Source organism: Paenibacillus pseudetheri, assembly GCF_924513355.1.
Classification (GTDB): domain Bacteria; phylum Bacillota; class Bacilli; order Paenibacillales; family Paenibacillaceae; genus Paenibacillus_AQ; species Paenibacillus_AQ pseudetheri.
This window is the reverse complement of sequence record NZ_CAKMAB010000008.1, coordinates 33,319-45,629: the sequence shown is the minus strand read 5'-3', so window position 1 is coordinate 45,629 and position 12,311 is coordinate 33,319. Positions and strand designations below refer to the sequence as shown.

12 protein-coding genes are annotated in these 12,311 nt (G+C 42.8%); 9 read left to right on the top strand and 3 right to left on the bottom strand.

Annotated features, from left to right (window positions below; translation table 11 throughout):
- Positions 1-13 precede the first annotated feature (13 nt).
- Entirely contained in the window at positions 14-466 is a 453-nt protein-coding gene (locus L1028_RS09495) for a PNPOx family protein (protein WP_234533231.1), read from the top strand.
- Positions 467-495: 29 nt separating this feature from the next.
- Here L1028_RS09495 and L1028_RS09490 read toward each other — a convergent pair whose 3' ends face one another.
- Positions 496-1,071, bottom strand: a complete 576-nt coding sequence (locus L1028_RS09490) for a YhcN/YlaJ family sporulation lipoprotein (RefSeq protein WP_234533229.1) — start codon at positions 1,069-1,071, stop codon at positions 496-498.
- 105 nt (positions 1,072-1,176) lie between these two features.
- Between L1028_RS09490 and L1028_RS09485 the strand changes: the two genes are divergently transcribed.
- Both L1028_RS09485 and L1028_RS09480 read left to right on the top strand, forming a co-directional pair.
- Complete coding sequence (locus L1028_RS09485) at positions 1,177-2,508, top strand: PhoH family protein (protein ID WP_234533228.1); 1,332 nt, start codon at positions 1,177-1,179, stop codon at positions 2,506-2,508.
- Between the two features lie 386 nt (positions 2,509-2,894).
- Entirely contained in the window at positions 2,895-4,121 is a 1,227-nt protein-coding gene (locus L1028_RS09480) for an extracellular solute-binding protein (protein WP_234533226.1), read from the top strand.
- Here the strand turns inward: L1028_RS09480 and L1028_RS09475 are convergent.
- Positions 4,113-5,240: a coiled-coil domain-containing protein gene (locus tag L1028_RS09475; RefSeq protein ID WP_234533224.1), complete on the bottom strand. Its 1,128-nt coding sequence runs from the start codon at positions 5,238-5,240 to the stop codon at positions 4,113-4,115. The genes L1028_RS09480 and L1028_RS09475 overlap by 9 nt on opposite strands.
- A gap of 327 nt (positions 5,241-5,567) precedes the next feature.
- Entirely contained in the window at positions 5,568-5,804 is a 237-nt protein-coding gene (locus L1028_RS09470) for a DUF2626 family protein (protein ID WP_042130273.1), read from the bottom strand.
- A 345-nt stretch (positions 5,805-6,149) separates the two neighbouring features.
- On the opposite strand from L1028_RS09470, the gene L1028_RS09465 reads away from it, so the two are divergent.
- The 6 genes from L1028_RS09465 to L1028_RS09440 all read left to right on the top strand — a co-directional run bounded on the left by L1028_RS09465 (position 6,150) and on the right by L1028_RS09440 (position 12,309).
- Complete coding sequence (locus L1028_RS09465) at positions 6,150-6,800, top strand: RsfA family transcriptional regulator (RefSeq protein WP_234533222.1); 651 nt, start codon at positions 6,150-6,152, stop codon at positions 6,798-6,800.
- A gap of 163 nt (positions 6,801-6,963) precedes the next feature.
- Entirely contained in the window at positions 6,964-7,929 is a 966-nt protein-coding gene (locus tag L1028_RS09460) for a ketopantoate reductase family protein (RefSeq protein WP_234533220.1), read from the top strand.
- A gap of 27 nt (positions 7,930-7,956) precedes the next feature.
- Positions 7,957-8,343 carry a DUF3397 domain-containing protein gene (locus L1028_RS09455; protein ID WP_042190883.1) on the top strand — a complete coding sequence of 129 codons (387 nt, stop codon included), beginning with the start codon at positions 7,957-7,959 and terminating at the stop codon, positions 8,341-8,343.
- A 151-nt stretch (positions 8,344-8,494) separates the two neighbouring features.
- Complete coding sequence (locus tag L1028_RS09450; protein ID WP_234533218.1) at positions 8,495-10,204, top strand: peptide ABC transporter substrate-binding protein; 1,710 nt, start codon at positions 8,495-8,497, stop codon at positions 10,202-10,204.
- Between the two features lie 221 nt (positions 10,205-10,425).
- Positions 10,426-11,358, top strand: coding sequence for an ABC transporter permease (locus L1028_RS09445; protein WP_234533216.1), 933 nt, complete (start codon positions 10,426-10,428; stop codon positions 11,356-11,358).
- 36 nt (positions 11,359-11,394) lie between these two features.
- Complete coding sequence (locus tag L1028_RS09440) at positions 11,395-12,309, top strand: ABC transporter permease (RefSeq protein ID WP_060622042.1); 915 nt, start codon at positions 11,395-11,397, stop codon at positions 12,307-12,309.
- The last annotated feature ends 2 nt before the right edge of the window (positions 12,310-12,311 follow it).

Here is a 12,311-nt window from a genome sequence, read left to right as displayed (position 1 = left end):
GGGGCCAGTACTTATGTCCGAAGCCGTTGCTCAGCTGAACGAAACCTTGTTATCGATGCTGCAATCGGAAACTTTTGTTCTTCTCAACACAGTTGATGCGGAATCAGGAGGTCCAACGTCCACGGCCATTTCGTGGATTTATGCAGTTAGTCCTAGTACTGTGCGTCTGGCTGTAGATCATCGTTCCAGACTCGTGAACAACATGAAGGTCAACCCGTTAGTAACCGTCACTGTGTTCGGTGAGGGTACTGTCTATGCTATTAACGGCAGTGCCGTTGTAAAGCAGGATCCACTTCTGGATGTACCTTTCAAGATGTGCTGCTTTGATGTTGAAATTATGGCGGTGCGTAACGCGCTTTTTTATGGAGCGCAGCTTGAATCCGCCCCAAGATATGCAAAGGTTTATGATGGACGTGCCGCTGAGAAGCTGGACGGACAAGTATTTACTGCCATGAAAAAAGCCTAGTGAGAATATCACTGGGCTTTTTTTTTCCTCTACTTTGCATTTTTGATCGGCTTAGTATCCTCTGGCAGCTGTGGCATGATTCGACCGATGATATCAGCCAGTTCGGATGAGAATCCGGAAATTGGATGTCCCTGAGAGATATGACGGCTCATGTCCGCTAAGCGGCTGGAGAGATCCATATCGGCTGTGACTAGTGCACGTACACTTCTCGGGTCCTTGCGGATAGCTTCCGCTACAGAATATTTAATGCTTCCAACACGTGATCGGTCTAGAGAACCTTCTACGTCAAGACCTACAATGGCGACCTTGTTCATGACTACACAATGTGCGCCATTCACACCAGGAACTCTTTTGGCCAACTGTTCAAAATGGTCCTTAAGTGCAATTTCACTTTCGCCCTTAACACTGACGGTGTGACCAGCTTTTGAGGTGGCCTTAGGATTAGTTGCACCATCGTTGGCCAATTGCCGAACCGCATGGTTTCCCGTACCCTTTACAGCATTCGCAGATTGTTTATTCTGAGGAGAGGGTGATGTCTTTTTATTAGCGATACCGCAGCTTGTCAGTAGCAGCAGTACCAGCAACAGACACATTGATTTTCTCATATGTGATTACTCCTTTCAACCAAGATCGTTTCTGTACCTTATCTTTTCCCTTGGCGGAAAGAGTTATGTATGATCAATCAAACCAGGCGCTGTGGAGGGGATAATATGAACAAGATATTTGTGCTAGATACCAACGTGCTTTTGCACGACCCCAATTCGATTTTCTCTTTCAAGGAGCATGAGGTGGTTATTCCAGCGGTTGTGCTGGAAGAAATCGACTCCAAAAAGCGCAATGCTGACGAAATCGGCCGGAATGCACGCACGGTTTCCCGATTGCTCGATGGACTTCGTGAGCTAGGTCATTTGCATAGTGGTGTGGAGCTGGAGCATGGAGGCAAGCTGAAGGTTGAACTTAATCATCGCAGTTTTGTGAAGGTACAGGAAATGTTTGGTGAGGTATCTAACGACAATCGGATTTTGGCTGTAGCTCTCAATTATTTAATCGAAGAGAAAGAGAAGCCTGATCCGCGTCCCGTAGTGCTTGTGAGTAAGGATGTGCTGGTCCGGATTAAAGCGGATGTGTTAGGAATTACGCCAGAGGATTACTTGTCAGATCGTACTGGAGATTTAAATGAACTTTACACTGGTTACCAATCTTTGCAGGTACATCCGGCATTGATTGATGAATATTACAGTCACCGCTCTTTAACGGTTAAACAGCTCGGGTTGTCATATCCCTTATATCCTCATGAATTTGTGATCCTCAAGGATGAAATAGGCACAGGTAAATCAGCTCTTCTCAAAGTGAATAGTGATACGACCCGTCTGGAGCCGCTCTATCTGGGCAATGATTCAGTTTGGGGGATCAGCGCCCGAAATGCGCAACAACGAATGGCACTGGAGCTGCTTCTCAATGATGAAATCCCGCTTGTAACCATTACGGGTAAGGCGGGTACAGGGAAGACATTATTGGCACTTGCTGCCGGACTATTCAAAGTTGAGGATGAGCACAAATACAAAAAACTGCTCATTGCTCGTCCAGTAGTTCCTATGGGTAAAGACATTGGTTATTTACCCGGAGAGAAGGATGAGAAGCTCAGACCTTGGATGCAGCCTATTTATGATAATCTGGAGTTCCTGTTCGACACCAAAAAAGCTGGCGATATCGATAAAATCTTAATGGGTTTAGGCAGCATACAGGTAGAAGCCTTAACTTATATTCGTGGCCGTTCAATCCCTTCGCAGTTCATTATAATTGATGAGGCCCAGAACCTTTCCCGTCATGAGGTGAAGACAATCGTCTCCAGAGCGGGTGAAGGAAGTAAAGTGATTCTTATGGGTGACCCGGAGCAAATCGATCATCCATATCTGGATGCTGCGAGCAATGGACTCAGCTATATTGTTGAGAAGTTTAAGCAGCAAGGGATTAGCGGACATATTACTTTGGAAAAAGGCGAGCGTTCCCGCCTGGCCCAGCTGGCCGCGGACCTTCTCTAACCTTCAATCCTCTTTTCAGCCGGGAGAAGCATACACTCCCGGCTTTTTCCTGCCCGCCCACAAACGGCGGAGGAATTTTAGTAGGTTATGGTTCTTAGATGGAGAGCGGTTAGCGGAGGGGGAGGAATTGTTCTGTAGAAGCGTTAGCGTTCGCCTTTGTCACCGGATTTATACCATTAAGGAATATAATCCATAAATCTGGGGACAACAGCGATCGGAAGAATAATCCGCACACGGAGCGTCCTTAGCACTAAGATCACCCAGTCTTTTATTATCTCCGTTCGTTTCCCCTATATAATAGAAAGAGAACGTTTTCACATTCTAAAGACAAGCAGCGGCGGGTTTGGTAAAATAGGGGTGAGGAATCATGGGGAAGGTGGGGAATTGTGCTGAAACGCAAAAATTATTGGCTGCTTTTTGCAATTTTATTACTATCGCTGACAAGCTTGTCACCCAGTATGGAATTGAGTACCAATAGCGACCCACATCCTATGAAAAAACCACAAAGTCAGTTGACAAACCCTTCTTCAGGGGAAGAAGGAACTATAGATAGCCTGCGCATAACAGTATCGTTAAATAGTGAGGAATTCAGTGAACTGGAGCTTCTAAGCAATCGTTATACTTTAGAAAGTGGAGTGAAGGTAATATTAAGAAATATTGATAGCGAGGATGCAGACGAAGTTTTGAAGCATGACCTAACCATCGGGGATAGCCCGGATATCGTTATGGCGGATGGACGGAGTATTCTCGACTGGGCTACACGCGGATATTTATTGCCGGTGGATGTGTATCAGAGCATTCCGGGAACTGCACCGTTAACTCAGTTAATCCCATGGATGCAATGGAACGGATATAATTGGGGAGTGCCGCTGGATATCGACCCTTATGTATTTGTTTATTCACCACAGCGTCTTGCGGAACTGGGATTCACTACCTTACCAAGAAGTCTGGAACAGTGGAACACATTGCTTCAGAATGTGCTTAAAGAGCAAGGGAAATATTTGCTCGCGATGGATACACGTAATCCATATGGATTGTCGGCCGTTATGGAGAGTATGAACAACAGCTTACTATCGGATAACCAAGAAGTAATAAATTGGACTCAGAATGCTCGCAGTTATTTTTACCTTACCAGCCGATATAACAAAGATGTTTGGGATATGATTCAGAGCGGGAGTGTTGCTGTTGCTGCTCTACCGCTATCTGAGTGGAAAAAACATGGGAATTCATCTTTAGTTGCTGAAGCACCAATGACCGCAAGTAACGGGAGAGTACTTGAATCCTATTACAGCCGTTCCTTTGCACTTCCAGCTCAATCTCCAAATCCGAAGGAAGCCGTGAATTGGTTGACGTTTATCACCTCTGAGGATTCTCAGATGGATTGGCTGGAGAACACGGGGAGCTTGCCTGCGCTGGATGTCCTATATCGTTCAGAACATGATTTCAAATATAGGCTTCCTTTTGGAGTCGAACTATTACTGACAGAAGAAACCGCCCCGGAGGTCGAATTCCAAGGCGGCTGGAGTAAGATTGTTGAAGCAGTAACCTTACTGCTTACAGGAAAAATTGATGCGGCCGGGTACAAAGATTTCATCAAGGAAGGCTTAGAATGAGATAGAAAGTTTAACTTGGAGGACGCCGTCTTTACTATCTACTTCTGTGGCGCGTAGGAAAGAAACAATTTTCCCAGGGTAAAAGCCTAAATCAAATTCCTCCTCAAGTGTTCTTCTAGTGGTGTCAGGTAATTCGAGACCATTAAATACAACATGATCTACTTGGAATATAAGTCCGTTGATGGGTTCTTCCTGTATGATGTAGTGACCGGTTAATGAAAGGGCTAAAGCTCCACTTTTTCCTGTGGCAGTAATCGTTCCGTCATTAAAATGAAATGCGAAATCGTTAAATAGCTTATTCTGGGACTGAAGGAATTCGTTTAAATCCTCTTCCTTCAGATTCAGAACATAAGTCATCCCCTTACGAGTAAGAACTCCCTCTCGATTCTGGACAAACTGCGGTAATTTATTCATTGCGGTAGATAATGCTTTGAAGTAGGTCTTTACCTCGCGCAAACCAATATTCTCCCAATATAATGTGAATTCTTGAAGTAGAGCGCTCATATTATCAGGATCACTACTGTCTTTAATCCCACCTTCAATTTCTTTATTGAGCGCGGCTACCCGAATTTTCTGTTCTTCCAGAGCGGTTCGCAGCTGTGCAAGATCCTTCGAGCTGCGCTGTGCAGTCTGGAGGGTCTTCTTTAGATCCTTATATTGGTCCTCGTATTGTGTTAGAATGCTGCGGTCATTTCCGATAATAATTTCATAATAATCGAATAGTGCCAGGAATCTGCTAATGCTCTTCGCGGATAGAAATGCGGCTAAGAGACCGTCTCTATCCCCCATATAATAAGAACGAAGGACCGCGCCTGCACGCTCTTGTTGGTTTGCGATGTCAGATTTTTTCTGGATAGCCTGTTCTTCTAGGTAATCTACCTTTTCTTCAAGCGCTTTTTGTTCGGCTGTAATCTTGATGATCTCCCGTTCGATTTCTGCGGAAGATAAAGTCTGCTCCAGAAGTTTACGGGTTTCTTCATTATCTGGTATAGAGGAATTGAAAAAAGAACCGCTAGGATCGGCAGACAGGTACAGCGTAGATTGTAACGGAAACAATGTACAGCAGAAGAGAATTAGTATGGTTGCCATCATGCGGCTTTGGGCATTGCGGGAGCGCACCACACCACCACCTTTTTTTGAAATATAAGATAAGAACTTATCTGTTTTACTCCATAAATTATCCTTCTAGTTTCGTAGAAACGGAAGCTGTCCCTAAAAGACGGCAAAACCGGTTCTTCTTGAATGGATATATGTATGTACTAATAATATGTTTAACCCTTCTAAAATAGCATACATACAAAAATATCCCCACAAAGTAAGGTTATCCTTCAATGCGTACTCAGGTATCAGTGAGGGCCTCATATATATATACTAACTGATAAACAAAAAAACGGAAGCGATCCTTATTAGATAAGGACCTCATCCGCTTCAAGAGAGCACTGCAATTTATAGTGGAAGACCCATTTGAAAGATCGTCCAATAGCTGAAACCGGTGAAAGTCAAAATCATGTATGCCCAGAAAAGTAGGACATAAGTTTTTTCAGTAAACTTCAAATAACCGAGAATTACGAAAAAAGCGGTTTGCAAAAAGAAAAGCAAGGCCATTTCTGTCAGACCTCCGGCGAAAGCCATCAATCCAATAGCCAATGTAAAAAAACCTAATACCCGAAACATGCGGTCCAAGAGAGAGTCCCCCTTCCAGTATGTATCTCACGAATATTCCTTCGACTTATTATACCCGTTCAGTAAAAATGTGTAAACGAATTCATTGAAAAAAATACACTAATCTTGAAAAAATGTGATTTTTATAATTGACTGAAGTGATTAATGCTTGAAAAAAGAGAATTTATTACTTTAAGCGTATGATGTGGGCAGATAATGGAAATACAATTTAGTATCAAATAGATTCTATGAACTCTATGAGAAGCATAGAAATGGAGTAAGCAGCTTTTATCCCTATTCACTACCCGGCAGAGCTGTCGGTTATGGAGATGGTTATTTCAAGATGTTGTTAGGAGGTTTGGTTGGATGACAGCCGTTAGACAGGATGCTTGGAGTGCAGAAGATGATCTAATACTGGCAGAAGTAACCTTGCGCCACATTCGGGAGGGCAGTACACAACTTGCTGCTTTTGAAGAAGTGGGTGAGAAAATCGGCAGAACGTCGGCTGCTTGTGGATTCCGCTGGAACAGTTGTGTTCGAAAAAGCTATGAAGGCGCAATTGGAATCGCTAAAGGCCAACGTCAAAAGAGAAGTTACCTGAAAAAGCAACCGTCGGTAAGAGGAGCGCAGGTAGCGGGTCTGATTCTCGGGGATACCGAGGAGGAATTCGGTCGAAGCGAAGGATTAAGTGAAAACACATTATCCATTGATGCGGTTATTCGTTTCCTGAGACAATGGAAAGGTACAATCCAGGAGGCAGGGCGCCAGCTGAAAATGCTGGAGAGAGATTTGCGCGAGAAGGAAGATGAATTAACAGAATTAAGATCTGAGAATGAGCGGTTGTCAAAAGAGGTTAATCTTGCTCAAAGTGACTACCGGGTAGTCAATGATGATTACAAAGCTTTAATTCAGATTATGGATCGTGCGCGTAGGCTAGCTTTCTTAAACGAAGAAGAAGAAGAAATGAAGACTCGTTTCAAAATGGATGGGAATGGAAATTTAGAACGTATTGAATAAAAGATAGGCAAACTAAAACACCCGTAAGTGGTTCGCTTTATTAGCGCCATTTGCGGGCGTTTTGGTTTTGTATGTCATTTATGAAGGACGACAACGGCGTTTCTTCTTGGTATATTAAGGCTATACTTAGAAAAATTTCGCTTGAGATTAACAGGAGGATCAGATGAAAATCGATATAATCGGTGCGGGTTCACTTGGACTGCTTTTGGCAGGGAGGCTGACCCAGTCCGGGAATGATGTGAGATTGTGGTGTCGAGGGGGAGAGCAGTGCCGGAAATTAAAAGATGAGGGCTTAACTGTGAGTTATGAGGATGGGCGCGATCCGACTTCGATTTCGGGGGATCGATTTATGTCCGCACCAATAGAGGGATTTGCAGATGCCTATCTTCGTGAGCCCAGTGATTGGATTATAGTGACGGTTAAACAGGACATACTACATAATGTTTTACCTGAATTTCTATCCCCTCTTAAGGATCTTAGGGAACAACAGGTACACATCATTTGTTTTCAAAATGGCATTGGACATATGGAGATGCTCAGTAACTTGCTGCCGAAGGCTAATTTATATGCTGCCGTAACAACAGAAGCTGCGAAGCGAAAGTCTTTAACTGAGGTCATTCATGCAGGTGCGGGGGAGGTGTGGATAGGAGAATGGAGCTTAAAGAATGGACAAACTCATAATATACATACTGATTTACAAGTGAATTATTTAATAGAAGTTCTCATTATGGCAGGATTCTCAGCCTTTTTGTCGAATGAAGTGGATACCATGATTTACCGGAAGCTCCTAATCAATGCCGTTATTAATCCGCTCACAGCGATTTGGCGTATTCCAAATGGTGAACTGCTTGCTTCAGAAGAGCGCCTGCAGTTAATGAAAGAACTTTTTAGAGAAGCTACTATGGTATATGATGCCTGCGGAGTTACTTATGATCATGATGCGTGGGATAACATCCTTAAAGTGTGCAGGACAACGGCTGGCAATACTTCGTCCATGCTGGCAGATGTTCTAGCTTCAAGAAGCACAGAAATTCGTTGGATCAATGGAAGTCTTGTAGAAATGGCAGAACGAACTGGAACATTGGTTCCTTTACATCGCTTGATCTGCCAATTAGTAGAGGGAATATAGGTATGATCTCGGAGGAGAGGTGAAGCTATGGGATTGCTGATGAATTCGGTCGGTACTTTAAGCTTGATTCCAATAATACCGTTTTTAATTGTTTATTTCATTGGAAGAGGCTTAAAAAAAGATAAAAAGAAAACTTTTATGCTCGCTATGGACGTGACTACATTTTTTTTATTATTATCGGTCTCAGCATTATTTAACAACTTGTTCAATAACGGTTTTGGGTTTTATCTTATACTACTTATTGTATTAATATCCACTGGATTGATTGGCGGCGCACAGAATCGACTGAAAGGAAAAGTAGATGGGAAGCGGTTATTTCGGGCAGTATGGAGACTTTCCTTCTTTTTTATGAGCGTCGGATATTTATTATTTATGTTTGTAGGGCTAATTAAGTACATATCACAAGCGATGTAATGTTCCACTGCTCCGGTGAAGCGTCAACGTCACAAAAGTTTAAAGTTTTAATAAAAAAAGAATTTTCTGAAAACATACCACTAGATTTTTTTGACCACTGGTTGTATAATCATAAACCATATACCACATTCTATTTAGGGGGAACTGCTAGATGAAGAAGAGTAAAAGTCTATTGCTAATGCTTGCATTAGTACTTGTTATCGGTACAGTGCTTGCTGGCTGCGGCGGAAACAACGCGAACAGCGGCAATAAAGGTAATGCTGGTAACACTGGTAACACAGCAACTGGTAATGCGGCTACAGATGAGAAATTGGCTGCAGACCAAACATTGAGAATCAATCTAAGTGCTGAGCCTCCGACATTTGACCCAGGATTGGCACAGGATAGCCAAGCTAACACTGTCCTGAAAACAATGTACGAAGGTTTGACTCGCATGAATGCTGAAACAGGTCAAGCTGAACCAGGTGTTGCTGAAAGCTGGGATGTTTCCGCTGACGGTCTGGTATATACTTTCAAACTCCGTGATTCACAATGGAGCAACGGCGATCCTGTAACAACAGAAGACTTCGTTCGCGCTTGGAAACGCGTGCTCGATCCTGCTGCTGCATCCGCTGCGCCTTACGCTGGTCAATTGTATTACATCAAAAATGCTAAGAAATACTTCAAAAAGGAAATTACTGATTTCAGTCAAGTAGGTATCAAAGCGGTTGATGAGAAAACTCTAGAAGTTACTCTTGAAGCGCCAACTCCATACTTCCTTGGATTGCTTTCCTTCTATACTTATTACCCTACTCATAAATCTACTGAGGGTAATGCTAAATGGGCAACAAACAAAGACACTATGATCGTTAACGGTGCTTTCACTCTTACTGAGTGGACTACTGGGCAAACGCTTGTTGTATCTAAAAACGATAAATATTGGGATAAAGATGCCATTAAACTTAGCAAAATCGACTTCTCCCTTGTAAACAGTGGTGCAACTGAACTGCTCAGCTACAAGAACGGTGAATACGATCGTGCGGGCGGACCTACTGGTGAAATTCCATCAGAGCAAATTCCAATCGTACAAAAAGAACTTCCTAACGAATTCAGCCGTAAAGGTATTGCTTCCGTATACTACTACGAATTCAATATCACTGAAAAACCTTTCTCTAACGTTAAAATCCGTAAAGCTCTTGCAATGGCAATTAACCGTCAAGCTTTTATTGACAATGTAGTTCAAGGCGGACAATTCCCAGCATTCGGTTATGTACCTCCAGGTATCGCTGGTGCTGATGGTGAATACCGTACAGCAGTTAAAGATAACTATTTCACAGAAGATCTAGAACAAGCTAAAAAATTGCTTGCTGAAGGTCTGAAAGAAGAAGGTCTTACTAAACTGCCTACATTCTCACTGATTTACAACACAAGTGAAGGCCACAAGAAAAACGCTTTGGCGATTGCTGATATGTGGAAAAACAATCTTGGTATCGATGTACAAACCGTTAACCAAGAGTGGGGTGTGTTTATTGAAAACCGTCAAAACCTGAACTACCAAGTTGCACGTGCTGGTTGGACTGCGGATTACAATGATCCAATGACTTTCCTTGATATGTGGGTAACAGGTGGCGGTAACAATGATACTGGTTACGCTAACCCTGAGTATGACAAACTGATCGAAGAAGCTAAAGCAACTTCTGACTTGAAAGTACGTCAAGACAAGTTTGCAGCAGCTGAAAAATTGCTTATTGAACAAGACATGGTCTTGATTCCATTGTACTACTACACTAACAACTCCCTGACTAAAGAGTACCTCAAAGGTGTTACTCTTGACTTCAGTGGTGCAATTGACTTGACTCGTGGATACTTGCTTGAGCACTAAGATTGATCTCAAGTAATTTAAACAGAATAGTTAGTTGACTGAAGTAACACAATACTTCGGGATATATATGTGGAACTCCATATATATCCCTTTTTTTTGTATTTCCGTCTATTTGTTATTTCTTGTTATTTATAACATATTTAGAAAATGGACAAAAATCCGTTTTTTTCATAAAATCAATATAATGCTCTAAAAAATTTGTCGGAGGAGGTGTGATGGGGATGGTTCGTTATGTCGTAAATAAATTCTTCTATATGTTGGTTTCATTATTGGTATTGATTTCAGCAACTTTTTTCTTGATGAAAGCTATTCCAGGGGATCCGTTTACTTCGGAGAAAAAAGTACCGCCAGAAATTAAAGCGCGTTTGATGGAGCAATATGGTCTGGACAAGCCGCTCTCTCATCAGTATTTTAAGTATTTAGGTGATATTGTCCAAGGTGATCTGGGTGTATCCATGAAACGCCTGAATCAAGATGTATCACATTTGATCGGTCAAACCTTTTCAGCGTCGCTGAAGCTGGGACTCGTCGCAATTGTTGTGGCGGTTATTGTTGGGGTTCTTCTCGGCATGTTAGCGGCACTCTATCACAGAAAGTTTCTTGACAGCGCCGCGATGGTGCTGGCAGTTCTGGGGATTGCGGTTCCGAGCTTTGTAGTCGCTTCATTATTACAGTATGTGTTCGCTTTCAAATTGGGTTGGGTACCGGTTTCAGGTTTTAAAGGGCCAATCTATTATTTCCTACCTGTAGCAGCGCTCTCGGCACAGCCAATAGCCTTTATAGCTCGCTTGACCCGTTCAAGTATGCTTGAAGTTCTGAATGCGGATTATATCAAAACGGCTAAGGCTAAGGGATTAAGCTGGATGGCTATTCTGAGCCGCCATGTACTTCGTAATGGTATTCTGCCTGTTGTTACTTACATGGGACCTATGACAGCTAACATCGTAACTGGTTCGGTTGTTATCGAGCAGATCTTTGGTGTTGGGGGTATTGGTAAACAGTTCGTGGAAGCGATTGGTGTCCGTGACTATACCGTTATTATGGGGATAACCATTTTCTATGGTGTACTACTCATGGTAGCCCGTTTCATTACTGATATTGCTTATGTATTGATTGACCCACGTATGAAATTAAGTGGAGGAAAGGAGGGCTAAAGAGTGGCAACTGATAATAATTTGGTTCCGAACAACATGAATTTAAAACCGGAAGATTTTCAAAAAATCGGTATGGATGAAAAAGAAGCCGAGGTAATTCAGCGGGAGAGTCTCTCTGCCTGGAAAGACTCTTGGCAACGGTTGCGTCAAAACAAAATGGCAATGACCGCGCTTGGGATTCTAGGCTTGATTGTGCTTGCAGCGATTATCGCTCCCTTATTCTCGAAATATAACTATTACTCCAATGACTTGATGAATACCAATAAGCCCCCTTCCTCCGATCACTGGTTTGGAACGGATGATCTTGGACGTGATATTTTCGTACGTACTTGGTACGGCGCACGGATTTCCTTGATCGTAGGTTTAGCTGCGGCAGCTATCGACTTATTTATTGGTGTTATCTACGGTGGAATTATGGGTTACTTCGGTGGCCGTGTAGATAATATTATGAACAAATTCTCTGAAATTCTGTACTCTATTCCTTATTTATTGGTTGTGATTTTGCTCTTGGTTGTGCTTGAACCAAGTCTTGGTACAATCATCCTAGCTTTAACCATAACAGGCTGGATTACGATGTCATGGATTGTACGTGGAGAAATTATGCAGCTCAAGAATCGCGAGTTCGTATTGGCTTCCCGTTCCATGGGTGCAGGTTCTGCAAGACTGTTGTTCAAGCATCTTCTGCCGAACGCAGTTGGCCCGATTATCGTAACCATTACACTTTCTGTACCAAATGCTATTTTTGCTGAGGCCTTTCTAAGTTTCTTGGGTCTTGGTGTACAAGCTCCTATCGCTTCACTCGGATCTATGATTAACGATTCACTCACCGGTTGGTTGTACTATCCATGGCGATTCCTGTTCCCTGCCATTCTGATCAGTTTAACCATGCTTTCTTTCAACATTTTCGGTGATGGTCTTCGTGACGCGCTTGATCCTAAGCTGAAGAAATAGGA

What these genes read in the sequence shown, in the direction of transcription:
- L1028_RS09450 (WP_234533218.1), top strand. Translation starts at nt 8,495, where the DNA reads ATGAAGAAGAGTAAAAGTCTATTGCTAATGCTTGCATTAGTACTTGTT.
- L1028_RS09490 (WP_234533229.1), bottom strand. Translation starts at nt 1,071, where the DNA reads ATGAGAAAATCAATGTGTCTGTTGCTGGTACTGCTGCTACTGACAAGC.
- L1028_RS09460 (WP_234533220.1), top strand. Translation starts at nt 6,964, where the DNA reads ATGAAAATCGATATAATCGGTGCGGGTTCACTTGGACTGCTTTTGGCA.
- L1028_RS09495 (WP_234533231.1), top strand. Translation starts at nt 14, where the DNA reads ATGTCCGAAGCCGTTGCTCAGCTGAACGAAACCTTGTTATCGATGCTG.
- L1028_RS09465 (WP_234533222.1), top strand. Translation starts at nt 6,150, where the DNA reads ATGACAGCCGTTAGACAGGATGCTTGGAGTGCAGAAGATGATCTAATA.
- L1028_RS09485 (WP_234533228.1), top strand. Translation starts at nt 1,177, where the DNA reads ATGAACAAGATATTTGTGCTAGATACCAACGTGCTTTTGCACGACCCC.
- L1028_RS09455 (WP_042190883.1), top strand. Translation starts at nt 7,957, where the DNA reads ATGGGATTGCTGATGAATTCGGTCGGTACTTTAAGCTTGATTCCAATA.
- L1028_RS09445 (WP_234533216.1), top strand. Translation starts at nt 10,426, where the DNA reads ATGGTTCGTTATGTCGTAAATAAATTCTTCTATATGTTGGTTTCATTA.
- L1028_RS09440 (WP_060622042.1), top strand. Translation starts at nt 11,395, where the DNA reads ATGAATTTAAAACCGGAAGATTTTCAAAAAATCGGTATGGATGAAAAA.